Genomic DNA, 22268 nt, shown 5'->3' with positions numbered 1-22268 from the left:
TCATGTTGTGATAACAAGCATAAAGATGGGGATTTTCATAAATGCCTAACGAGGCTCTTTGAAACAATACGTTACAAAGCTTCTCGCTAGACCTCATGAGTTATCAAAGGAGAATTATAAACCTGAAAAGCCATCCTAAAGTGATTCATTTTTCAATATTTTTGATAACTCAGACCTAATAAAAGTAGATATTTCAGCTAGCTTTCTTGGTAAAGGGTTTTGATAAGGGTAGGCGATATACATGGAGCGTTCTATATCAAAATGTTGTGAAATTTGGATATTGTTGTCTATATGGTTACCTTTTACAAGGTAATTTGGAATGACGCCAACCCCAACCCCCTCAGAGACAAAGTTTATTAAAATAGAGGTGTTATCAACTTCGATAACGTCAGTGTACTGCTTTTTAATCGATTCCTTATTCGAGTGATTCTTGTAGATTAATAGCGTGTTATTATTGGCATTGTTAACTGTAGATATTAAAACATCGTTATAATCACCGATTTTATGTGCAATCAGAGTGTCATCAATAATGTTATTAAGCCTAATCGCTAAATCTACACTGCTTTCTAATAAATTCTCAACATCGTTACTTGATGATATTTCAAAGTTAACTGCTGGATATCGCTCTTGTAAGCCTTTAAGAACAGAGCCAAAAATAGAAGAGGCTATAGAGTTGGGCATTGTAATTTTAAACTTTCCATTAATGCATTCACTCAACGAGCTAGCTCTGTAATTTAACTCCTGCAAGCTCTCTAACGTTTTGATGGCAAGCTCTCTAATGCTTTCACCATGATCAGTTAAAACGAGTTTTCTTGTTGTCCTGTGGACGAGTGTTACACCAAGTTGTTTTTCTAATGCCGCTAACTGCCTGCTGACTTGAGCTTTCGACTTTCCAAGTTCTTTTGATGCCTCTGTAAGAGAGAGGTGTTTACAAATGGCTGCATAGCAGACCAGCTCATTGTTCATCAATTCCATGATTGTTACCTTTTTGCAACTCTGAGTCACGTTGTCTTTTAACGGGAGGGAAAGTATAACTTGCATCAACGGAGGGGAACAATGATATTTAAAAGCCGTCATGAAATAATGGCAGACTACTATCTTAATAAAACTATATTGGATATTAAGTTAAATAAATATCCTGAAGAAATTAACTCAATCGACTTAAATAATGAAAAGGAAAAATTAAAAATAAAAGTTATCTCTCGTGAAATTACTAAGTTGGATTCAGGTAATTTAATTGTCGATTGTGCATCAATGATAATGACTCATTCAATATCGACAAAAGTAATAATAAAGATCGAACTTGAAAATAATTCTTTAAATTATAAAGTTAAAAATGTGAGAATATTTAAATATGAAGACTGCAATACAAAATTCGAAAAGATCTGTTTATCAGAAAGGTACATTGTATAGATTAATAAATAATATTAGTGCTTTGTATACAAAATCAGTAGTGAAATTATTTGGTGAAGAGTTGAGAATCCATCATTGCAAACATAAAATTAATGTAAGAACCACTAGCGAGTTGAGTGAACATATGAAGAAAGATCTAGGTATAGATTGAAAAGTAGAGAGTTTACATCTAATGGATGCCTTGTTCCTATAAAGCTAATGTAATACTTACACTTTTGGGATGAACAATATGTGGCCATAAGTGAGAACATTGAATTTTCTCGTCCTTTCGATAACTTAAAACATAAGTTATCGAAAGGATATAATGAGATTTGAAGACAAAGGCTTTAAGCAATCGTTAGGTTGCTTATCTGATATAACTTAAACACTAGCTCATGCCCAGCAGAGTTAGTATCAGAACTTCAAGAACGCCAGCCAAAGATCTTGTTAACTCAGAAAGTTGGAGAGAAATAATCGAATATCCAATACAGTTGTTCGGTTACTTGAATGAGCAAGATGCAGAACAAACGCGTATAGTGTCGAACGTAACCCAAGATACAGTGCAGGAACTTAATCAGCTACACGGTTTTAAAGTTGATGACTGGTTCTTATCAAGTGGTCGCTGTGGTGAAATAAAAGTTCACGGCCCATACAAGGCAGCTGATGAAGCCTGCAAGGCCGCAAAAGCCAAATACGGTGTAACTAAGCTATCATCGCCAATGCTAATCTTCTAAGTCTAAAGTGCGTATTATGCGACGTTATGTTGAATAATGTTTCATATCAATTACATATACACCCTTTTGATTATCAGGGTATATATGACGAACTTTCGAAAAATGAGCAAGAATTACGTTTTTCGTGAATTTGAGTGTGGATTAAGTGTAGAAGAAGCAGCAAAACTATGTTTTAAAAGTGTGAGGGTGGTCAAGTTATGGGATTCAGGAAAACCCATACCACCCGAATGCAAACGGCTGATGAGAATGACCAAGGGAGGGAACTAGCCACCTCAGAAGCTTGGGAAAATTTCAAAATGCACAAGAACGCGCTAGAACTACCGACGGGGCAGCTCGTAAGCCCACAGGAAATTTTAACCGGAATAGCGCTCCTAGAGATAGGAGCAGAGCCGGACATGATGATAACCACAAAGATAATGAAGTATGTTCGAGCACTAAATAGGATTCGGAAAACACAATAATAGTTTAGGGGCTTTCAGCCCCTTATTTTGTTTTTAACAACGAATATTTTCGATAGTTAATGCGCCAAAGTACAAGCCCAGTTAATTGAATCAATACACAGATAGTGTAAACAATTATATTTGACCAATCAGTCCCAAACATCGGGTTAAACATCGCGCTAACCGTCAATGGAGACAAAATAGTTAAGTTAAGCCAATTAATGACCAATGCAGCATTGGCCAAAGGATCCAACCTCTTAGAAACCAATATTGCCAAAAAGCCAGACAAGGCAGATAGCAAAAAGCCCATAACAGGAGTTATTACTCCTAACACACTGAGTAGAATCGCAACAATACCAAATGCTGTCATTAAGCACCTCAAGTCATATTAACTTAGGGTTTATACACCATTACTCGCTAACGCTCAAACACTGGCGCGCTACGCTTGCAGATAGTCTATGTCAGTGCAAAGCCTTAAGTTATGGGGGAATTTACCCCCGTGATACAGAACGGGGGTTTGCCCTCCGCTGCGCTCCTCCTCCTCAGTCTTCGTCGTCGTCACTTATTGTCGGGCAACCGCCAAATAGGAAAATCAATCTCGACACTCGATTGATTTAGAGAACTATGGGAGAGGTGAGATAGAGCCGACACTTGGGAGTGCCCTGGGCGTTTTGAATGGTCTAGCAGGAAAGGAGGGCGGCAGAACCCAAGTGAGTTTGGGTTGCTAACCGCGCCGATTAAGTGGGGAGGCTATCTTGAGTTAAGTGGGCGGCTTGGTGCCCCGTCGTCGCTCCGCAACTCCTTATCCCTGCGGGGCCAACTCGAAAGTAATAGAATGGTAAAAAAACTTCCCATAACGCCACCAATCAATCCACCCAGCAACATATCAAAAAGATAGACATCATTCATAAGCTCAAGAGCAGCGACAAAATCATTTACCGTTACATATTCATCATTCATTAGAACCACCAAATAAAAGCGCAAACATAATCACACCACAGCAAGATAAAACCAAAACATAAATTTCACGCACAGTATCAACAAACCACATCAAAACCTCACATCAAAAAAGAGTTTTCACTCATCGCTTGACCTCGTAGAGAGCCAATACTGGCGACATCCGTCTGAATGGAATCTACATCACGACCACCACGGTCATTAGTGGATGGCTCGCACGTTATCAGGCTTTTAAGCTCACCTTGCTTGAGGACCATTAAGCATTCGTCCAATAGCTCAAATTGGACATCCACAGCATCGAGATAACGTTTATTGATTGAATAAAGACCGTCGTCGGTATAGGCGTTAATCACAACATCAAAGTTAGCCGTTCTCAGGTTGATTCCGTTTTTCTGTTTAATGATCGTCTTCTTATGGAAACCAGACAGATAGGCAGATTGAAGCCCCTCAAAATAGAGAACATCCGTTACAGGAACAAAAGGAGAGCCGCCTTGCTGACCACTCGAATTAGCAACCCCACCGCTAGGTAAAACAGAATCCCCTTTAGTAGACGTCGAAGCCCGTCCAGCCGGAACAGATTCCAAATTTTGGCTGTTAGTTTTCGTCTCAAGTTCATCTGTTGAAACCTGACTTTCATCTTCAGTAAGTAAATCCATAGCGCCATAAATAAAATACACCGGACAAGCAATCATTAAGAACAAGGCTAGAAAGAATTTCGGAGAGCGAAACAGCGTATTCAAGCCGCCTGATTTAGTAGCCGCACCCGTACCCGTAGACTTATAAAGTAGGTGCGCTTCCAAGGGGATTTTTTGAGGGAATAGGTTTGCGTCTTTCTTTTGAGGAATGACTGGCTTAGTCACATTGGTAGGATGTTTGTATATCCACGGTTTGCGCTTAGCAAAGAAAAAACCATCCCTATTTTTGTGAAAGAAAGCTTGCTCAGCACACGCCTTGATTGAGCTATCTATCTGCTGCCAATCAGGAGAGAGCAACTCAATATCCCAGTTGTATTTTCGATGACGCATAAAGCCCTCGTTATAAGTTAACGGGTAGATTATGCGACCATTTTCGTCGTATTCAGCCACGCCTAAGTCGTCTATCTCGCACGATTGCAACGTACTCAAATCGACAGGAACGTGGCGAGAATCGAAAAACTCCTTATAGCCTTTAGGTAGGTTTGGGAGGAATTCCTCTAAAGGGCGATATTTAATTTTTCGACCATCAAAGCCGATGTTTTTAGAAAAGATATCCTGACACTCATCGATGACAATGAGCGCGTTAAGAGGGCACCAACAGAAGAAATGCTGCCAGAGTTCAATACCAATTTCAGAACGCGAGAAAATACGAATCAACTTAGCAGATGAAGGGAATTTAATATTCAAGCGCTTTTCAATTTCTTCTAAGGGCTGCATACCCTCAAAGTTGGTCACAACCACACGACCAGCCTTGAGTGCAGGGAGAATAACAAACCATGCCGTGTAAGCGGATTTATAAGAGCCATTGCCACCTGTTCTAATACTAATTGCCATTGTTGTTACCTCGACATTCTCATTACAAGTGCAGTAGTGGCGCAATTCGCATAAATAGCCATCCCATCAGGCACTTTAAATAATATCCCCCAATAACGAAGTTCAGAGGGGAGCAAGTTAAACAAATCAGAGAATAGGGAGCTAAAACCAATCTCATCTAATAATGTTGTCGCCACCAAATAAGAGATACGCAAAAACTCAATCATCACCATGAATTTCATTTTTATCCACCATGCTTGGAGCCACACAAAAGCCGCATCAAAATAGCTACCTGCATTACTGAAATAGTTAAGAATGGTCTCACCCATGTTGGTGATGTACTGAAAAAACTCATACATTAGAAAGCCCCTCCGATTGCTCTTATCCCTAGCAGGCCAAATACAAACAAAACCACCGCCCCGATGATTCCGGCGTTATCCTGTAACGCTGCCATAACTGCATTCTGTTGACGGACTACATTGCCGCGAACCGTAAGCTCGATGTTATGAGCGTTGTAATCACCGCCGTTAACATCAGATGTAAAATTGAAGTAAGCGCGGTACTGATTTAATAAATCCTTATACTCATTTTTAAGGACAGTAATTTCAGCGTTTAAGTTGTGTAATTGGGTAGCCGAATAAAGGGGAACAACGGCACCACCACCGCCACCATCAACCATAGGCTTACCTAACCCCTCAATAGCATCGACCACATCACCAAAGCCCTTTTGGTTAGTTGATTCCAAGTCGCCAAGCTCATTAGATAGCTGACCAAAGCCATTGTTTAAAAGGTTATTTGCAGAAGTTAATAAGCGGTTTGTGTTATTGCCAATATCAGACAACATATCGGACTGACCATTAATTGCATTAGCCACATGGTTTGCATTATCGACAACGGTATCGGTATTCAAATCAACTGAAGCCTTGAGAGCATCCAGAACGGATTTTGTTTCAGCTTGATTTTTGTTCATGTCGTTATTGATACCAGTTAGCTGAGAGTTAACATCCTCATTCATCGCCTTAATAGCCGCTAGAGTGTCACTAGTATTATCAACATCCGGTTCAGGTTTATCAGGGTCAGTAGAGCCACCACCGCCACCGGCAGATGGTTTATCAGGGTCGCCTAAATCGCCACCCGTTGGAGGGTCAACATCAATATCGTCAGCACAAGCAGGCCAGTTTGGACCACCAATAACACATGACTCAGGAGCAGGAACATCACACCAGTTATTTTCTGGACGACAACACATTCCGTATTCTGGATCCCAATCAGGGTCATTTTCATCACATTTGCTTTCGTCTTCCTTACATGCAGGCCAATTACCCGAATCCGGAGTACACTCATCAGGAGGAGGAGGGCAACTCATATCAAGATACTCATCCTCATCCCGACAGATGATATTGGCTTGATAACCAGGTCCTTTTGCCGAACATGATTGAGAGTAGTTACTCATTTGCTGAATTGTATCGGGACGACTACAGAAAGGCGGAGGAGGCGGCTCCTCACACTTGCCAGTGTCAGGGTTTACCTCTTGACCCGATGGACAAGAAGCAGCAGAAGACCCCTCAATAGTACCGGTATAAGACCCACCGCCATCTCTCTCCCAATCAACCGAAACCCTAGAGGCGTTAACGCTCCAAGTTTGACAAACACCGTTTGAGTAACGCTTATTCAATTTACCAGAAGTGCCGATTTTCATAGTGTCACCAACAGAAACACCAAGACAACCATTAACAAGATGGTGATTGCCACTATTACGATAAAGTTTTATGAAACCACCGGAAGCACTAGCACTAAACGAAACACTCAGCAAAATAACCAGTGACGCAATGCTTTGTTTAATACTCATTTGTATTCCTTATAAAAAAATAACGCCCCACTAGGAGGCGTTAATACCAGACTTAAAACCCCCAACGAATCCACCGAACATCGAGAGAGCGAAAAGTAGGGTGAGTATGGCGGTTAACGTCTCTTGCATAGTGATTACGAACGCATCGCGCCAATCATCATACGAAGACCAAAACCGATAGCCGCTAGACCAATCAGACCAACCACAACTAGCGTGTAGTTTGCTTGACCCTCAGTAACAGCTGTACCAATAGCCGCAGAGTGGTCAGCAGCGAAAGTAGAGCCAGACGCTACCGCAGTAGCCAAAAGAACAGATAGTTTTTTCATAGGAATATCTCCAAAAGGTTTTACAGGATTAGGCTTTACCAAGCCCTTTAACGATTCGTCCGAGCACGTGACCGGACACAAAAGAGAGCAGCAAATAACCTGTTATCTCAGCGTAAAATGCTGCATCAATATCAAACTCCAAGTTTGCGCGAGTCGCCATCAACTGATAGTCGTCATTGCTCACCACTACGAACGTGCAATTGGCTAACGGCTCGTAGGGGAAAGCTTTAATCGTTCCATCAGTGAGGATTTCCGCACAGACTGAGAGAGTCATAATTATTTAAGGCTCGCTTGAAAGTGTTTTTTAATGTCATCGTCAAGCGGAATGAGCTCCTTAACTTGAATATCAAGAGGGTCATCAATATTCACATCAAAGCGAAGTTCGTATTCGCGATTAGGAACAAAAGCTTTGGTGTTGATTAACTGGTTTGCATAGTCCAGATTGATGCGAATTGGTTGTTTGTTAAAAGGAATATCAGTGTTTAAACCGATACCACGCTGTTGAAACTTCTCAACATCAACTTCTTCAACCGCACGAAGAACTGAAAGCTCCGCGAACTCCATACCCGATTTCGGGAACTTCTTAATAACTACTGCTGTAATTGTTGGCATAGCCTTGACTCTCCAAAGTTAAGGATTTGAGATAAGCGTAAGCGTCCGGTACGCCTAGCTCGTTAAAATTTGTTCGTCTGTATTTTTCGGGAATAAGCATTCCAAACGCTTCCCCTAAGTCACCCTCAGTCATCGCAATGACCTCAGATAACGCTTTACCGCACTGGCGACGAGCCCAAGCGATACGAGAGAAAAACTCCAAACCTTGAGCCTTTTTGTTCTTGGAAAACTTGACGGGTTCAGACGGTTCAATACTGGCGGCAAAATCACAGAGACCAGCAAAAGCCGAAGCAGGAGAGGCGAGCATATCGACATCGCACTTTTTCAGTTCAACTTCATTTCGATACCAAATGACCTCAGGGTCAGTAATTTTTTGCTCCAACTTCTTGTTGTAAATGCGCCAATAAACGGTTGAAGAACGTGAACCTACTATCGTTGCTTCTTCCATTAGCTCACCAGATTCAGTAATGCGCTTATGTGGAACCATTGAGGGACCACGACCACGCTTAGCCGTACGAAACGCACCGTTGTAAAAACATATTTCTGCATAGCCACAGTCAAAAACCCCCGTGTAATCATCGACAGCCAAGTCAAGACGGGCGAGGCGAGTAACACCAAGCACCGTAGCTAACCAGAAATGTATTTTCTTATGCGTGGTGTAATCAAAAAGCTTGGTACAGCCAGTACCGTTGATTTGGACGAATACCGTGTCATTGTTGCCACCAATACCAACCAAACCACATTCAACGGTTCCCGTCTTATCAAGAATCACCATCGAATCTTGATAGCCATGCAAGCCACGGCCACGCATAGGCGATAAACGAAAGCCAAAAATCTTTGACATGAATTCATCAAAGCGATGCGAGAGTACTTTACGAACCTTGTCTTTATGACGCTCCATAGCGCTTTCAATGGCATCTGGAGTGCTAGAAGTAGGTTGACGAAACTCAGGCATCTGCAAGTTAATGAAATCTTGGTCATTTGACTTATCAAGATGGCGCAAATCACCGTAGTTAAACGTAAAAGCCAAGTGGTCAATTTTGACTGGGCGTGTTTCATCTTTAAATTGCATGAAAGACCCCTTTAATAGCAATTCGTTGTAATTTTCGTCTGTAATTTCAACCAGTTGATAAGCATCGTTACCGTAGTGGATGTGTAAAAACTGGTTGAATTCAGCTTGGTTTTTAAAGAAATGGTGACCCCAAGGAAAATACACGTTGATTCCGATTTGGGGTTCATCATCGAAATAAATGGAATCCATAATTAAGCCTCGACAGACTGTTCTTGACCGCCCTGAATCCAATCAAAAGAGAAAACCACATAGCCTTCTTTTTGCTCAAAATCAGTTAGGTAAGTGATACAGACAACGACGAAGCGAGCACCATCAGAAAGGCGAACCCAATCACCAACACGGTAATCACGGTCATTCTTGCGAATTTCGAATGTTTTCTTGCCATCGATAATGGCATTTAGATACTCAGGATTAATTTTCGCTTGATGAACTTTCATAACAACCACCTTGACTAGTTGAGAGCGACCGCCAGAGCCAAGACGTAAGCGTCAAGGGCAAACGCCCAGAGCTAAGGCGGTCTTAATTACGATTTGTCGTAAGTGTAATTACGGATTTTCGTAATTGCTAGATGCGAATTTCCGTAACTACTAAGCTAAAATCAAGAAAACGGAGGTAGTCCCATGTATCAAAGTGAGCTGTTAGATGCCTACAAAAAGGCGAAAAACTACGTACAAGACAAGCAAATCGCACACGATTTGAATGTAAACGCGTCCAGAATCAGCGAAATGAGAAAAGGAAGACGCTATATATCTGATTCAGAAGCAGTTTTTCTAGCGGAGAATTCAGGAATTGACCCAGAGATAGCTTTGTTGGGATGTCACGCTGATCGCAACGAAAATCCACACATAAAAGGAATGTGGGAAAACATTGCAAAAAAGTTTAACGGGCTAGGATTATCAAGTATTTCAATGGTTTGTGGCATGTTTGCGTTGTGGCTTGGCGACCTTAAAGTAGCTATAGCTAAGTGCGCATTATGTATATTATGTTAAATTGAGAGTGCTCGTACACCAAATGCTACCAATGAGCGCTCCTATTCCCCTGTGAATTTGAAATTTAAAGCCTTTAATGTGAGTATTAAACATAATGGCTATTTACCATAAAATAGCTAATATCGATCTATCAATCTGCGATTGCTTGTTCTTCAATTAGCGTATTACTTACTAAAATAAAAAATGGCGTCTATTTTTAGACGCCATTCTGAGTTTCCCTGAATGTAAATTAGCCACCGGCTAATTTGACTGTCATGCCTTTCTTTTCAAGATGCGCTTTGATCTTGTCTCTAGCATCACCTTGAATTTCGATATTGCCATCTTTTACCGAGCCACCACAGCCGCAGACTTTTTTGAGTTCTGCAGCTAATAATTTTAAAGGTGCATCATCCAAGTCTAAACCTGTCACGATGCATACACCTTTACCTTTACGTCCTTTCGTTTGGCGCTGAATTCGTACAATACCGTCGCCTTTGGGGCGAGATGTTTTTTCTTCTTCCGGCTTAATTCGACCGGTTTCTGTTGAATATACCAGAGTCATTCTATTGTTTCTTTTGTTGTTGAGCTTGCATCGCTTTTTGCTTTGCAACTAAATAAGCTTCGATATGACGTTGAATAGCAGTTTTACTACCCTTAATCAGTTTACCATTAAACATACAGTACCAAGAGTTGGACTGACCTGTATCATTTTGAATCGTATAACCGTTAAAGACTTCTGATTTTGCACCACCAACTTGCTGCGCTCTTTGTCCAAGCGCAGCAAACTCTTTGGGATCAATAATTGATGCGGTATCGCACCACCAATCAATGCTTTTCTTTACCGCCGTCAAACTGCCTTGTAAGACGTGGTTCTTGATTTTAACCTTCCAAATACTGCCATCTGGTCCGCCTGACTGCAGGTTAAAACCTCTATAGTTTGAAATCGCCATACCACTGAGTCATCTGTTTAATGCGTTGATATAATCATAATTGCTACTGAGCAATATTCAAATACGGCTTGAATAAACCTTGCTCTAGAAAACAATTTCTATCATAAAACGCGCCTCGATAACGTTAATCACTTGGCACTGTTTATACAATCTTCCAAGAACTCATGGAATTTGTGCCCGTTATTTTGAAGCATTTTAGGGAACATCGAGATCGGAGTCATACCTGGGAATGTGTTTACTTCGTTTAAGTAAATCTCATCATCTTCCGTTAAGAAAAAGTCGATACGAGACAAATGGCGAAGATTCATTTGCTTAAATACCCTCTCAGATGCGTGCTGAATTGCATCTAATTGCGCTTGGGTTAGATTCTTCGCTTCAACTTCGGTGAGCGAGTGACTTGAACTGCTGTACTTTTCATCGTACGAGTAAAAAGCACCGTCAGGTGCAATAACCTCGCCTGGCTTCGTTATGTGCAGCTGGCCATTCATCTCATATGCAGCAACTTCAAGCTCTCGTGGTTTTACTGATTTTTCAACCAACACTTGGTCAGAAAACCCAAACGCATCATTTACTGCATTGGAAAGTTTATCTTTTTCTGTGATGCTGTAACATCCAACAGATGACCCTTGACGAGCGGCTTTGACAAAGACTTTTCCCCATTTTTCAAACGCTTTATGAGCTTGAGTATGAGCTTCTTCATCGTTGCGCGTTAAGAATAAGTATGGCGTATTGGGAATACCGATAGCGTCGTACCAAAGCTTAGATGTGATTTTATTGAAACTATTGCTACTCGCTTCTGGCCCGCAGCCAAGATAAGGAATACCTGCGATTTCAAACAGAGATTGAATGTCGCCTGTCTCGCCTGGAAAACCATGTATACAAGGCACAATGAAATCGATGGTTTGATTAGATTCACTTGAGCACAACTGCTTGGTATTGAGATCCAAGTAAACCAACTCACCTTGGTTGGTCATCCAACCTTCGTTTTTTATTTCTACGCGTGTAACGTGAACGTCTTCAATAAGATTTAATTGTTGTTCGACAAAGTTTGCAGACAATAATGAAATCTCGTGCTCAGAAGAGCCGCCGCCGCATAGTAGAAGAATATTTTTAATCATGAATCAATCTTTCCGTGACCTACAAAAGATACTATTTATTATGATAAACCTTTGAAGTGTGACGTACAGTAATTTTAGTGTGAGGAATTTTGTTCGAGTAGGATTTGAACAAATAAATAAGGGAGCCATTCGCTCCCTTATTTGATGTGTTAGTTTAATTTGTTAAGCGTTGGGTAAGCTGAGTTTTTAATGGCGTCAATGCTTTTAACAAATGGTCTTAACTGCTGAAATTGAGCAGGCAAAGTCGAAATCGCTTGCTTGGCTTCCGCGCTTGTTGCGTAGTCTCCGTATAAAACTGAGAACCACTTAGTACCGTTGATGACTTTGTAGTTTTCCCAAATTGGCTGACCGTTCTGTGGCAGCTTATTTGCAAACTGATCGACTTTCGCTTGGCTACCCACAGCCGCGACTTGAATGGTATAGCCGAATCGTTGAATACCTGCTTGCTTTTTACTCGGTGGTACGATCTTAACTGGCTTCGCCTGCTCTTTTGGCGTTAGCTTGACTACTTTCTTCTCTTCAGGCTTTGCCGTCATTTTCACAACAGTTGGTTGTACGTCTTTTTCTACTACAGCGTTTTCAGACGCCATAATTGGCTTAGAGATACGATCTGATTTGTAGTCCTCTCGATAACTTTCAGAAGTTACGTCTGTGATGTAAGTTTCAGATGCACAAGCAGAAAGCAGGACTGACAAGCCGATGATTGCGATTTTTTTCATGAAGTAACAAATGCTCTGGATAAATATTACGATAAATCATGCCGATAGCAGGGCCGTTTATCAAGCATCAAATACAATAATCTGTGATTTTGATGTGATGAATAACACAAACTCCATAAGCATCGCCCACATTTTATGCAATGTCTGGTCTGAAGGCGTTTTATCAATAAATTATTCGTTTATGATTGATATGAAACCGATAGGCAAACGTTACTTGCAAACGGCTAGGAGTCAGCATGAATAAACTACATAAACTCTTTAAACCCAACTCTGTGGCCGTTATTGGTGCATCTCAAAAAGCATTGCGAGCAGGGCATGTCGTTATGCGTAACCTTCTACAAAGTGGATTTGGTGGCGCGATTATGCCAGTAACGCCGCGATACAAAGCGGTATCCGGAGTTATAGCCTACCCTGATGTGGCTTCCCTACCCTATACGCCAGATATTGCGATTTTATGCACGAACGTTTCACGCAACGAGCAACTGCTTAAAGAGTTAGATGAGAGAGGCACACCGTTTGCGATTGTTATCTCTGATGACGCTCAGCCTTTAAATATTTCATCATTGAATATTCGAGTTTTAGGACCGAACAGCTTAGGTATTATCTTGCCTTGGCACAAATTTAACTGCACGTTTTCTCCTGTTGCGGCCAAGCCCGGAAAAATTGCGTTCATCTCACAATCTGCGGCGGTTTGTACCACAGTGTTAGACTGGGCAAATGATAAGAATATTGGCTTTTCTTCGTTCATTTCGATTGGACGCGGACAGGATATCGATTTTGCAGATTTGCTTGATTACTTAAGTATGGATGGGAATACGGAAGCTATTCTGCTTTATGTGGATAATATCCAGGATGCTCGGCGATTTATGTCTGCTGCGCGAGCTGCTTCACGGAACCGCCGTATATTGGTATTAAAAGCGGGCCGCTCTAAAGAGATGAATACTTTCGAACAGCAAGATGGTGATACGCTTGATGTAATTTACGATTCTGCCATCCGTCGAACTGGTATGTTACGAGTCAGCAATACGCATGAGTTATTCGCTGCGGTAGAAACACTCACGCATTCTGTGCCACTTCGTGGGGAGCGTTTAGCGATCATCACCAATGGCGGCGGCCCTGCAGTTATGTCCGTTGATACTTTGATTGAACGTGGTGGCCAGCTCGCAACACTTGATGACGCCTCTATTGCGCAATTACAAACTGTACTCCCGTCCAATTGGCGCGCTCGAAATCCGATTGATCTGTCTGGTGACGCAACAAAAAAACGCTACATTGATACCATTAACGCACTGATGAATAACGACTGTGCAGATGCGATCTTGATTATGCATAGTCCTTCTGCGGTTTCCGACCCTCTTGAAACTGCTCAAGCTGTTATTGAGGCGATCAAGGCTCACCCTCGGCATAAGCATTTTAATATCTTGACCAACTGGTCAGGAGAACAAACGTCGAGAGAGGCACGACTGACATTTACTCAAGCTGGCATTCCAACCTATCGAACGCCGGAAAGTGCGGTCGTTGCATACATGCACCTGGTTGAGTATCGACGAAACCAGAAGCAATTAATGGAAACGCCAACGACGGCTGAGCCATTGCACTCTGGAAGTGTGAGTTCTGCAAAAGAATGGGTAAATGAACGACTACTGGATAAAAAAACAGTTACCTTGGATACGCATCAAACCAGCCCATTATTTAAGCTGTTCGGGTTTAATGTTCTGCCAACATGGATTGCATCTGACGAAATTGAAGCCGTGCATATGGCAGAAAATATCGGATACCCTGTTGCGGTTAAGTTGCGATCTCCAGACATTCCTCATAAATCGGATGTACACGGTGTCGCCCTGAATTTAAGAAACAGTCGAGAAGTTTCCAACGCAGCGCTATCCATTCTAGATACCGTAAAGCTAAGTTACCCTTCTGCCAATGTACACGGTCTGTTGGTACAAGGTATGGCAAAGCTCGGCAGCGCTGAAGAGCTACGGATTAGTATTGCAGTAGATAAGGTCTTTGGACCTGTGATCTTGCTTGGTCAAGGCGGCTCGGAGTGGAATATCGCCCAAGATGCCGTCGCTGCACTTCCTCCTTTGAACATGACGCTTGCGCGCTACCTTGTCGTTGTTGCCCTAAAGTCTGGAAAGATTCGCCTGCAGAAACACAAAGATGCGCTCGATATCAGTGAGTTGTCGAAATTCTTAGTTCGTATCTCCCAAATGGCGGTTGAGTTGCCAGAAATACAAAGACTGGATATCCATCCAGTGTTGGTGTCGGGAAGCGATTTAACTATCCTCGATGCGGACATCACACTGTGTAAATACGAGGGAGATGCGCAAAAACGTCTGGCGATTCGTCCTTTCCCGGCAGAATTTGTCGAAACTGTAACGCTTCGAGATGGCCAACCTATCCTGCTTCGCCCTATCCTGCCTGAAGATGAGCCGCTGCATGCTCAATTCATCAATAGCGTATCGAAAGAAGATCTGTATAAGCGTTTCTTTTCTGAGGTTGGTGAGTTCAACCATGAGGCTTTGGCAAACTTCACTCAAATCGACTATGACCGCGAAATGGCGTTTGTTGCGGTAGCGTTTAATACCGACGGACCGTCTATCATAGGCGTAGCCCGCGCATTGATTACTCCAGATAATAGTGATGCTGAGTTTGCTATTTTGGTTCGTTCAGATTTGAAAGGAAAAGGCTTAGGTAAAGTGCTGATGCAGAAAATTATCAGCTATTGCAAGATTAAAGGCACAAAGCAAATGTCTGGAATGACCATGCCTACAAACAGAGGGATGTTGATGTTAGCTCAAAACCTGGGATTTGAAGTCGATGTTCAGTTTGCCGATGGTACGGCAGATATGGTGCTCCCTTTAAATTGAAAAATAAAGCATTAGCGATAACTTTACTTCTTAGATTAGATAAGCAATGGGAACCTAAGAAGTAAAAGTTACGTTGTTACTTTAGTTTCCAATTCTTTTTCAAGTATTGAATACACCAGGATTTCGCCTCACCCATGGTATTTCGGCGCCATGCTAAGATAATATCCATCGGCTGCTCTTCTGTACCTTCGATTCGCTTCAATACGCCACTATCAATCAAAGGTTGTGCAATTTGGCTTGGTAACGTACCAATGCCTAAACCTGCAGTGAGCGCATCTACTTTTGCCGTAAAGTTGGTGACGGTCAAGCGAGGTTGTTTTTGAATGATATTAATTGAGAGCGCAGGTTGTTCGCGTGCAGTGTCTGCAATGGCAATGATTCGGTACTTTTCTCGCGCCGCCTCATCAAACTTACCACTACGCTTGTGAACATAGTGATCAGCTGCCGCTACCCAAAACATGCTCATTTTACCAATTTTTTCTGATTTGACTTCTTGAGGAAGTGTATCCAGTGATGGGCAAATCAGTAAATCCGCTCTACCTGTATTCAGCGATTCCCAGCTACCAGCCAAGATCTCTTCTTGCAGTCTGACTCGTGTTGAGCTTACTTCAGCCAATGCATCAACCATAGGGAAGAAATTGGATATAGGAATAATGCCATCAAAGGCAATGGTAATATCCAGTTCCCAACCATTCGCCAATAACGTTGCATCATTCACTAACTTTTCACTGGCTTGTAAAATGGCTCGTCCTCTTTCAAGGATGAGCTTTCCTGCTTCAGTAAAATGGGCTTTGTGGCCAGAGCGATCGAAGATAATGATGTCTAAGTCTTGCTCGAGTTTCTGGATCTGATAGCTCAGTGATGATGGGGCTCTATCTAACTCATTCGCAGCAGCTGCAAAACTCCCTCTTCGGTCAATGGCATCCAGAATATGGAGCGCTTCTAACGTAATTGGACTCTGCACATGGCCTCTCTTAATGTGATTTTTGTCACATTGATTGTATTTGGATGATCTTATCAAGAACTAACGTTAAACAATATAACACACTGATAACTAAAGACTAGAAATGCTCATAACCTAAGAGTTCTACTCAAGATAAAACCACAAATGACAATGGTAATGATAGTAATTATTATTTAGATCCATTAATATCCCGTTTGTTGTTACCTATTATGGATCTAAGGTATTGAAGCCAATGTATAAAAAAACAATTTTGTCAGCCTCGATTTTAGTTGCCCTTTCCCAGACTGCTTATGCGGAAGAAGTTTCTAAGTTTGAAGAAGTCGTTGTGTCGGCAACCCGTACCAACCAAACCATGGATACGGTTGCTGCGTCTGTTGCCGTTATTTCTGAGAAAGAAATCGAAGAAAACATGGTAAAGGACTTGAATGATCTATTCGAGTATACGCCAGGAGTTACTGTTAATGGCACTCAACGCCAAGGCGTTCAAAGTATTAACATTCGCGGGACGGAAGGTAAACGAGTTAAAATATTAGTAGACGGTGCATCTCAACCAGGTGTATTCAGCGGTGGACCATATTCGTTTATCAATTCTAGTGCCGTTACTGTTGACCCTGATATGCTAAAGAGTGTCGAAATTGTTAAAGGTGCAGCTTCTAGCCTACATGGTAGTGATGCAATTGGCGGTGTTGTCGCATTCGAAACAAAAGATCCGAAGGATTTCCTCAAAGATGGTAAAGACTTTGGCGGTCAAGCAAAACTTTCTTATTCATCGGAAGATAACTCTTTTAGTGAGCACGTAGCTTTAGCAAAGCGTTTCGGTAATACAGAAGCACTTGTTGCCTTTACACGACGTGATGGTGCAGAGCTACAAAATTTCTCTAAGGCGCCTTACGATAACTATTCTGTGGACAACCAAGATTATTACAAAAACGATCTATTGGTAAAACTTCAATCTCAATTGAATGACGCTCATCGCTTGGAGTTCTTGGGAGAAGTTATTTACAATGAGACTGACTCAGAGATCGCACATAAAAGTTACAAAAACTTCAACGCTGAAGACACAACCAAGCAAAATCGCATTGGGCTCAAGCACATTTGGTTTGCAGATGCAGCTATCTCGGATACGATCACGTCCAAGCTTACATGGATTGGTAAAGAAGAAAACGGCGTGTCTAATCGCTTTATCGAAGCCAGCCCAGGTTATCCACCTTACGTACCGCCTAGTGGTGACAACCAACAGAAAAAAGATTACGAATATACTGAAGACAAATTTGAATTCGAAACTCAGTTAGATAAAGAGATTCAAAATCACTATATTGTTTACGGAATATCGTATAAACATAGTGACATCAGTAATACCAATCGCGAGTTGAATTCCGATCCCGGCACGCCAGATACCGTTTACGTTTACACGCCGGATGCAAAAGAAGAAAGCTTTGGTTTATTCTTGCAAGATGAAATTTCACTTCTTAATGACAAGCTAATTCTGACTCCAGGTGTGCGTTACGATTACTTCTCTACTAATCCTTCCAACACCTCTGAAGAGTCATTCGAGAAGTTTAGCGACTCTGCATTAACTGGTCGTTTAGGAGCAACTTACTCTATATCGCAACCTGGCACGATCTTCGCGCAAGTGAGCCAAGGGTTTCGAGCGCCATCGTTCGACGAGCTTTATTACACCTACGATAATCCGTCTCATGGCTATATTAATCGCCCTAACCCAAATTTAGGCTCTGAAAAGAGTGTATCTTATGAGCTTGGTTACCGTCATAACACTGTAGCGTCGGTAACTGAAGTGGCGTTCTACTACAGCGATTACAGTGACTTTATTGAGCAAACTTCATCAAATAATGGTGGTTTAACTGAATTCACAAATATCAATATTAATGAAGCAAATATTAAAGGGGTTGAGCTCTCTAACCGTCTTGATTGGCATGCTATTGCCGGTCTTCCATCAGGCGTGACAACTCGTTTTGTTGCAGCATACACAGAAGGTGAAGATGGTGATGGTAACCCATTGAACAGCGTCAACCCATGGAATGCAGTGGCAGCGGTAAATTACGATTCACCAAATGCACTTTGGGGGACAAGCCTAAAAGTAAACTACACGGCTAAGAAATCGAACAGTGATATCAACTCTGATGGTGATAAAGGCGGAATCAAAGACCAAGTTGCTTTGCCGTCTGCGACAGTCGTTGACTTAACGGCGTACTACAAACCAATGAAAGATATAACCATTCATGCTGGTGTTATGAATCTGACGAATGAAGAATACCATCTTTGGAACGATGTTCGCGGTAAGACTGAGTTAAGTCGAGATAAAACGCAAGCTGAGCGTAATTACAACATTAGTGTTAAATACGAGTTCTAAACCTTAAAAACACAAAAGCCAGCGTAATGCTGGCTTTTTTTATGGCTTTCATTTCAAAAATGTAAAGAAAAGTATGAAAAATGAAAGTTTACTGTTTTGCCATCTCTTTTTTCACCATTACTGCTGCTGCAATGATAAAAGTGATGATCAGACCGAGTTCCATGAACTACCCCAATAGCTATGAGAAAATTTATAACCCAAATTAAGAGTCGGACATAGTTTAACAGCTCTATATAGACTTGCTACCTTTTAACCAGTAATTTACGATTTTTTCCGATTTGGATCAAAAAAGACGCAATTATGCGTCTTTTTGTTATTATTGTGTAAATCAAAATTAGGCGTCTGGGTAACCTTGAGGGTTGTTAGATTGCCAACGCCATGTATCACTAGTCATTTCTTCTAGAGTGCGAGACGCTTTCCAACCTAACTCATTCATTGCTTTTGATGGATCAGCCCAACACTCAGCAATATCGCCTGGACGACGTTCAACAAGTTGGTATGGAACATCTTTACCACTTGCAGTTTCAAATGCTTTCACCATTTCAAGCACACTGTAGCCATTGCCAGTGCCAAGGTTGTAGACATGAAGCCCAGCTTTGTTACCTACTTTTTCCAAAGCAGCGACGTGACCATCGGATAAGTCCATCACATGAATGTAGTCACGCACGCCGGTGCCATCTTTCGTTGGGTAGTCGCTACCGAATACAGAAAGGAACTCTCGGCGGCCCACCGCAACTTGAGAAACAAACGGCATTAGGTTATTTGGAATACCTTGAGGATCTTCACCTAACTCACCAGTTGGATGTGAACCTACAGGGTTAAAGTAACGAAGAAGTGTGATGCTCCAATCTGGATTCGCTTTTTGGAAGTCCGTTAAACATTCTTCCACCATTAATTTACTGCGTCCATAAGGGTTAGTTGCGCTAGTTGGAAAGTCTTCTGTGATTGGAACAGATGCAGGATCGCCATAGACAGTTGCTGAGGAGCTAAATACCAACGATTTAACTCCAGCTTCGCGCATTGCATCAACCAATACCAAAGTGCCATTCACATTGTTGTCATAATACTCTAGAGGTTTTGCTACGGACTCACCGACGGCCTTTAAACCTGCAAAATGGATAACCGCTTCTATATCGTGCGATTTTAGAACCTCTACCATTGTCGATTTATCTCTGATATCGGCTTGGATGAAGGTTGGCTTTACGCCACATACCTTTTCAATGCGCTCTAAGACCGTAGACTTACTGTTGTACAGGTTATCTAGAATCACTGGCGTCATACCAGCTTCGATCATTTGAATACATGTATGGCTACCAATATAGCCCATACCACCCGTAACAAGTACTTTCATTTTATCATTCCTTCTGACGCGAATGGGTTTAGTTTAAAGCTTTGACGTTACGATTTAAACTGTCTCCTGCAATTCGCATCCCATTAATATTGCTTGGCCTTTTCCGGCTTTTTTAGCTTGATACATTGCAGTATCTGCACTTTTTAACACTCGAGTGGCATCTCGCTCATTAACACCGACCAATTTTACGCCGATGCTAACGCCAACCTTGAGCGAGTTACCTTTGTACTCGATTGGTGTGCATACGCTTTCGAGCAGTTGTTCTGCAATTCGGGTGACGACTTTTTGGTTGGCAGGATTAACCAACATGACAAATTCATCACCCGAAAGTCTTGCGATTAAATCACTATGTCGAGTCGCAGATGTTAGACGCTCGGCTACTTTTTTCAGAACTTCATCACCTGCGTCATGGCCATAGGTATCATTAACCTCTTTAAAACCATCGAGATCGAGGTAAAGCACCGCAAATTCGTCACGTAAGTATCCCGACCGTTGTACTAATTCTTCCAACTCTAAATGGAACTTAGAGCGATTCGCTAACCCCGTTAATGCATCGTGATGAGCTAAGTACTCAAGTCGTTCCATCTCTTTTGCACCAGAAAGATCGGTAAGAACAATGACTAGGTCGTAGAACCCATGGTCTTCACATTTAACGATACGATTAACCCTTGCAAACATCGGCACAAACTGGCCAAGATGGTTCTGCTCAATAACTTCCCCTTGCCATACCCCGTAGTTTTCTATCGATTCAATGATGCTAGGCATCATTTCCTGCAACTTGCGCCACTTAAGTGTTTGGATAAATGACTTCCCAATAAGCTGATCCATCTCTAGTCCAACTAACTTAGTGACCGCAGGGTTAGCCATTGTGATAACACCTCGATGATTAAGAACGATGAGGCCATCTTGGCTGCTCTCAAAAACACGCCCTGCAACACGCTGCCTGCTCATGGCCTCTTCAATTTCGGTGATATCTTGAATCGAGAACAATAAGTATCCATGTGTGGACAAACGACGACTGGTTAAACTCAATTGCTGTTCGTTGTCTGCATTTTTGAGGTGAATATCATCGCATTCTAACCCCCTACTTAGGATTTGGCTCAGCTCATTCGGTGTTTTCGTTTTAATTAGATCACGGATATTGGCATGCTCAAGTTCCTCTGACTTTTTTTGAAATATCTGCCGAGTCGCAGTATTACAGTAAATAACACGCCCGAAGTTGTCGGTAATAACTAATGCATGTTGAATAGATTCAATGACTTCTTCTGAAAACGCCCGCTTTTGTTCTAACATTTCTAATGAATGTTGCCGCTGTTTCTCGCGTGTTGTTAACTTGTTCATCATTTGATTGAAGGAATGTGCGAGTTCTCCAATTTCATCCTTGGAGTAATAGCGAACTTGAGTATCCGTATTTTGTCCGTGTGTCACACTCTCTATCGTATGACTCAGTTCTATAACAGGTTTGAGAACAAGCCTATCGATACTTATGTAAAAGATAGTGCCACCAGCGAACAGCAACAGAAGAAGTACAGCACCATCTCGAAGTAAAGATTGTTGGGCTTCTATGATTGGACGATGGGAAAGCGTAATCCTCATACTGCCAATGACACGACCATCGTGAATAATTGGCTCTAGAACATAAAGAAATTTGGCTGATAAGGCATAACCTAGCGCGTGTAACTTGCTTCTTTCAGTTTGATTAGGGACGGGAGCTGATACCCCACTTCCTTCAAGAACAACGAAAGGCTGATCATCTTGGTCGTAAAGTTTAACCCGCGTAACATTCGGCTGGTTTAAAAAGTTGATGAGAGTAGTTTGAGCTTTTTGCTTGTTCTTTGTCGTTAGCGCATCTTTAATTGAGAAAGAAACATTGTTAATCAACTTTCTCGTTTGTTCGACCAATTCATGCTTAGACGATTGGTATGCAGTATACGAGGTATAACCTTTTGAGATAACAAAGATAGCCGTTATAAAGACCAAAATTGGCCAAATAAGCTTTGCTCGTAATGACATATGTATTCCTGTCGCAGACAACCACTAAAAATGACAGAAGCGTTGTTATGCAAT

General features: G+C 41.8%; 23 protein-coding genes and 2 pseudogenes. 6 read left to right on the top strand and 19 right to left on the bottom strand.

Annotation, left to right across the window (positions count from 1 at the left end):
• Positions 1-135: 135 nt before the first annotated feature.
• Complete coding sequence (locus P4S59_RS20975) at positions 136-975, bottom strand: LysR family transcriptional regulator (protein ID WP_337168996.1); 840 nt, start codon at positions 973-975, stop codon at positions 136-138.
• A gap of 81 nt (positions 976-1056) precedes the next feature.
• On the opposite strand from P4S59_RS20975, the gene P4S59_RS20970 reads away from it, so the two are divergent.
• From P4S59_RS20970 to P4S59_RS20960, 3 genes and pseudogenes are all read left to right on the top strand, one after another.
• Positions 1057-1413 (top strand): hypothetical protein, encoded by a 357-nt coding sequence (locus P4S59_RS20970; protein WP_337168995.1) that lies wholly within the window; start codon positions 1057-1059, stop codon positions 1411-1413.
• Between the two features lie 374 nt (positions 1414-1787).
• Positions 1788-2126: a hypothetical protein gene (locus P4S59_RS20965; protein WP_337168994.1), complete on the top strand. Its 339-nt coding sequence runs from the start codon at positions 1788-1790 to the stop codon at positions 2124-2126.
• Positions 2127-2210: 84 nt separating this feature from the next.
• Positions 2211-2587, top strand: a pseudogene (locus tag P4S59_RS20960) (regulator).
• Positions 2588-2609: 22 nt separating this feature from the next.
• On the opposite strand, the gene P4S59_RS20955 reads toward P4S59_RS20960, so the two are convergent.
• From P4S59_RS20955 to P4S59_RS20905, 11 genes and pseudogenes are all read right to left on the bottom strand, one after another.
• Entirely contained in the window at positions 2610-2936 is a 327-nt protein-coding gene (locus P4S59_RS20955; protein ID WP_140278457.1) for a hypothetical protein, read from the bottom strand.
• A gap of 380 nt (positions 2937-3316) precedes the next feature.
• On the bottom strand, positions 3317-3526 hold the full coding sequence (locus P4S59_RS20950; RefSeq protein WP_063518149.1) for a hypothetical protein: 210 nt from the start codon (positions 3524-3526) through the stop codon (positions 3317-3319).
• 98 nt (positions 3527-3624) lie between these two features.
• On the bottom strand, positions 3625-5052 hold the full coding sequence (locus P4S59_RS20945; RefSeq protein WP_337168993.1) for a zonular occludens toxin domain-containing protein: 1428 nt from the start codon (positions 5050-5052) through the stop codon (positions 3625-3627).
• A 5-nt stretch (positions 5053-5057) separates the two neighbouring features.
• Positions 5058-5390, bottom strand: coding sequence for a DUF2523 family protein (locus tag P4S59_RS20940; protein ID WP_005376274.1), 333 nt, complete (start codon positions 5388-5390; stop codon positions 5058-5060).
• Positions 5390-6880 (bottom strand): chemotaxis protein, encoded by a 1491-nt coding sequence (locus P4S59_RS20935; RefSeq protein ID WP_337168992.1) that lies wholly within the window; start codon positions 6878-6880, stop codon positions 5390-5392. The genes P4S59_RS20940 and P4S59_RS20935 overlap by 1 nt, the downstream gene beginning before the upstream one ends.
• Positions 6881-7014: 134 nt before the next feature.
• Positions 7015-7206, bottom strand: coding sequence for a hypothetical protein (locus tag P4S59_RS20930; protein WP_031812170.1), 192 nt, complete (start codon positions 7204-7206; stop codon positions 7015-7017).
• A gap of 28 nt (positions 7207-7234) precedes the next feature.
• Positions 7235-7480, bottom strand: coding sequence for a hypothetical protein (locus tag P4S59_RS20925; protein WP_005376279.1), 246 nt, complete (start codon positions 7478-7480; stop codon positions 7235-7237).
• A gap of 2 nt (positions 7481-7482) precedes the next feature.
• Positions 7483-7818: a DUF1293 domain-containing protein gene (locus tag P4S59_RS20920; RefSeq protein ID WP_043048351.1), complete on the bottom strand. Its 336-nt coding sequence runs from the start codon at positions 7816-7818 to the stop codon at positions 7483-7485.
• Positions 7790-8890, bottom strand: coding sequence for a replication initiation factor domain-containing protein (locus tag P4S59_RS20915; protein WP_337169208.1), 1101 nt, complete (start codon positions 8888-8890; stop codon positions 7790-7792). The genes P4S59_RS20920 and P4S59_RS20915 overlap by 29 nt, the downstream gene beginning before the upstream one ends.
• Positions 8891-9079 (bottom strand): annotated as a pseudogene (locus P4S59_RS20910) (hypothetical protein); the annotation flags it as partial. It lies immediately after the preceding gene.
• 2 nt (positions 9080-9081) lie between these two features.
• Complete coding sequence (locus P4S59_RS20905; RefSeq protein ID WP_337168991.1) at positions 9082-9327, bottom strand: DUF3850 domain-containing protein; 246 nt, start codon at positions 9325-9327, stop codon at positions 9082-9084.
• 183 nt (positions 9328-9510) lie between these two features.
• On the opposite strand from P4S59_RS20905, the gene P4S59_RS20900 reads away from it, so the two are divergent.
• A complete protein-coding gene (locus P4S59_RS20900) occupies positions 9511-9879 on the top strand; it encodes a DUF3693 domain-containing protein (RefSeq protein WP_045346885.1) in 369 nt (122 codons plus the stop codon).
• 229 nt (positions 9880-10108) lie between these two features.
• Here the strand turns inward: P4S59_RS20900 and yciH are convergent, their stop codons facing one another.
• The 4 genes from yciH to P4S59_RS20880 form a co-directional block, all read right to left on the bottom strand.
• Positions 10109-10420 carry a stress response translation initiation inhibitor YciH gene (yciH, locus tag P4S59_RS20895; protein ID WP_012842285.1) on the bottom strand — a complete coding sequence of 104 codons (312 nt, stop codon included), beginning with the start codon at positions 10418-10420 and terminating at the stop codon, positions 10109-10111.
• A gap of 1 nt (position 10421) precedes the next feature.
• Positions 10422-10808, bottom strand: a complete 387-nt coding sequence (locus tag P4S59_RS20890; RefSeq protein ID WP_337168990.1) for a DUF3319 domain-containing protein — start codon at positions 10806-10808, stop codon at positions 10422-10424.
• Between the two features lie 128 nt (positions 10809-10936).
• A complete protein-coding gene (locus P4S59_RS20885) occupies positions 10937-11926 on the bottom strand; it encodes a D-alanine--D-alanine ligase (protein ID WP_337168989.1) in 990 nt (329 codons plus the stop codon).
• Positions 11927-12075: 149 nt separating this feature from the next.
• Positions 12076-12645 carry an SPOR domain-containing protein gene (locus P4S59_RS20880; RefSeq protein ID WP_074190674.1) on the bottom strand — a complete coding sequence of 190 codons (570 nt, stop codon included), beginning with the start codon at positions 12643-12645 and terminating at the stop codon, positions 12076-12078.
• Between the two features lie 236 nt (positions 12646-12881).
• Here P4S59_RS20880 and P4S59_RS20875 point away from each other — a divergent pair, with 236 nt between their 5' ends.
• Positions 12882-15515, top strand: a complete 2634-nt coding sequence (locus P4S59_RS20875) for a bifunctional acetate--CoA ligase family protein/GNAT family N-acetyltransferase (protein WP_337168988.1) — start codon at positions 12882-12884, stop codon at positions 15513-15515.
• A gap of 76 nt (positions 15516-15591) precedes the next feature.
• Here P4S59_RS20875 and P4S59_RS20870 read toward each other — a convergent pair whose 3' ends face one another.
• Positions 15592-16479, bottom strand: a complete 888-nt coding sequence (locus tag P4S59_RS20870; protein ID WP_005395465.1) for a LysR family transcriptional regulator — start codon at positions 16477-16479, stop codon at positions 15592-15594.
• A gap of 232 nt (positions 16480-16711) precedes the next feature.
• On the opposite strand from P4S59_RS20870, the gene P4S59_RS20865 reads away from it, so the two are divergent.
• Positions 16712-18850 (top strand): TonB-dependent hemoglobin/transferrin/lactoferrin family receptor, encoded by a 2139-nt coding sequence (locus P4S59_RS20865; RefSeq protein WP_337168987.1) that lies wholly within the window; start codon positions 16712-16714, stop codon positions 18848-18850.
• A 334-nt stretch (positions 18851-19184) separates the two neighbouring features.
• Here the strand turns inward: P4S59_RS20865 and galE are convergent, their stop codons facing one another.
• Positions 19185-20201: a UDP-glucose 4-epimerase GalE gene (galE, locus tag P4S59_RS20860; protein WP_104972590.1), complete on the bottom strand. Its 1017-nt coding sequence runs from the start codon at positions 20199-20201 to the stop codon at positions 19185-19187.
• Positions 20202-20255: 54 nt separating this feature from the next.
• A complete protein-coding gene (locus P4S59_RS20855) occupies positions 20256-22214 on the bottom strand; it encodes a diguanylate cyclase domain-containing protein (protein ID WP_337168986.1) in 1959 nt (652 codons plus the stop codon).
• Between the last annotated feature and the right edge of the window lie 54 nt (positions 22215-22268).

Origin of the sequence: Vibrio sp. M60_M70 (assembly GCF_037162085.1) — a bacterium.
Lineage (GTDB): Bacteria > Pseudomonadota > Gammaproteobacteria > Enterobacterales > Vibrionaceae > Vibrio > Vibrio diabolicus.
Note: the sequence above shows the minus strand (reverse complement) of the source record. Positions and strands in the feature narration are given on the sequence as shown.

Coding starts and splice junctions, on each gene's coding strand:
- P4S59_RS20975 (WP_337168996.1), bottom strand. CDS start 975: ATGGAATTGATGAACAATGAGCTGGTCTGCTATGCAGCCATTTGTAAA.
- P4S59_RS20970 (WP_337168995.1), top strand. CDS start 1,057: ATGATATTTAAAAGCCGTCATGAAATAATGGCAGACTACTATCTTAAT.
- P4S59_RS20965 (WP_337168994.1), top strand. CDS start 1,788: ATGCCCAGCAGAGTTAGTATCAGAACTTCAAGAACGCCAGCCAAAGAT.
- P4S59_RS20955 (WP_140278457.1), bottom strand. CDS start 2,936: ATGACAGCATTTGGTATTGTTGCGATTCTACTCAGTGTGTTAGGAGTA.
- P4S59_RS20950 (WP_063518149.1), bottom strand. CDS start 3,526: ATGAATGATGAATATGTAACGGTAAATGATTTTGTCGCTGCTCTTGAG.
- P4S59_RS20945 (WP_337168993.1), bottom strand. CDS start 5,052: ATGGCAATTAGTATTAGAACAGGTGGCAATGGCTCTTATAAATCCGCT.
- P4S59_RS20940 (WP_005376274.1), bottom strand. CDS start 5,390: ATGTATGAGTTTTTTCAGTACATCACCAACATGGGTGAGACCATTCTT.
- P4S59_RS20935 (WP_337168992.1), bottom strand. CDS start 6,880: ATGAGTATTAAACAAAGCATTGCGTCACTGGTTATTTTGCTGAGTGTT.
- P4S59_RS20930 (WP_031812170.1), bottom strand. CDS start 7,206: ATGAAAAAACTATCTGTTCTTTTGGCTACTGCGGTAGCGTCTGGCTCT.
- P4S59_RS20925 (WP_005376279.1), bottom strand. CDS start 7,480: ATGACTCTCTCAGTCTGTGCGGAAATCCTCACTGATGGAACGATTAAA.
- P4S59_RS20920 (WP_043048351.1), bottom strand. CDS start 7,818: ATGCCAACAATTACAGCAGTAGTTATTAAGAAGTTCCCGAAATCGGGT.
- P4S59_RS20915 (WP_337169208.1), bottom strand. CDS start 8,890: ATGCAATTTAAAGATGAAACACGCCCAGTCAAAATTGACCACTTGGCT.
- P4S59_RS20905 (WP_337168991.1), bottom strand. CDS start 9,327: ATGAAAGTTCATCAAGCGAAAATTAATCCTGAGTATCTAAATGCCATT.
- P4S59_RS20900 (WP_045346885.1), top strand. CDS start 9,511: ATGTATCAAAGTGAGCTGTTAGATGCCTACAAAAAGGCGAAAAACTAC.
- yciH (WP_012842285.1), bottom strand. CDS start 10,420: ATGACTCTGGTATATTCAACAGAAACCGGTCGAATTAAGCCGGAAGAA.
- P4S59_RS20890 (WP_337168990.1), bottom strand. CDS start 10,808: ATGGCGATTTCAAACTATAGAGGTTTTAACCTGCAGTCAGGCGGACCA.
- P4S59_RS20885 (WP_337168989.1), bottom strand. CDS start 11,926: ATGATTAAAAATATTCTTCTACTATGCGGCGGCGGCTCTTCTGAGCAC.
- P4S59_RS20880 (WP_074190674.1), bottom strand. CDS start 12,645: ATGAAAAAAATCGCAATCATCGGCTTGTCAGTCCTGCTTTCTGCTTGT.
- P4S59_RS20875 (WP_337168988.1), top strand. CDS start 12,882: ATGAATAAACTACATAAACTCTTTAAACCCAACTCTGTGGCCGTTATT.
- P4S59_RS20865 (WP_337168987.1), top strand. CDS start 16,712: ATGTATAAAAAAACAATTTTGTCAGCCTCGATTTTAGTTGCCCTTTCC.
- galE (WP_104972590.1), bottom strand. CDS start 20,201: ATGAAAGTACTTGTTACGGGTGGTATGGGCTATATTGGTAGCCATACA.
- P4S59_RS20855 (WP_337168986.1), bottom strand. CDS start 22,214: ATGTCATTACGAGCAAAGCTTATTTGGCCAATTTTGGTCTTTATAACG.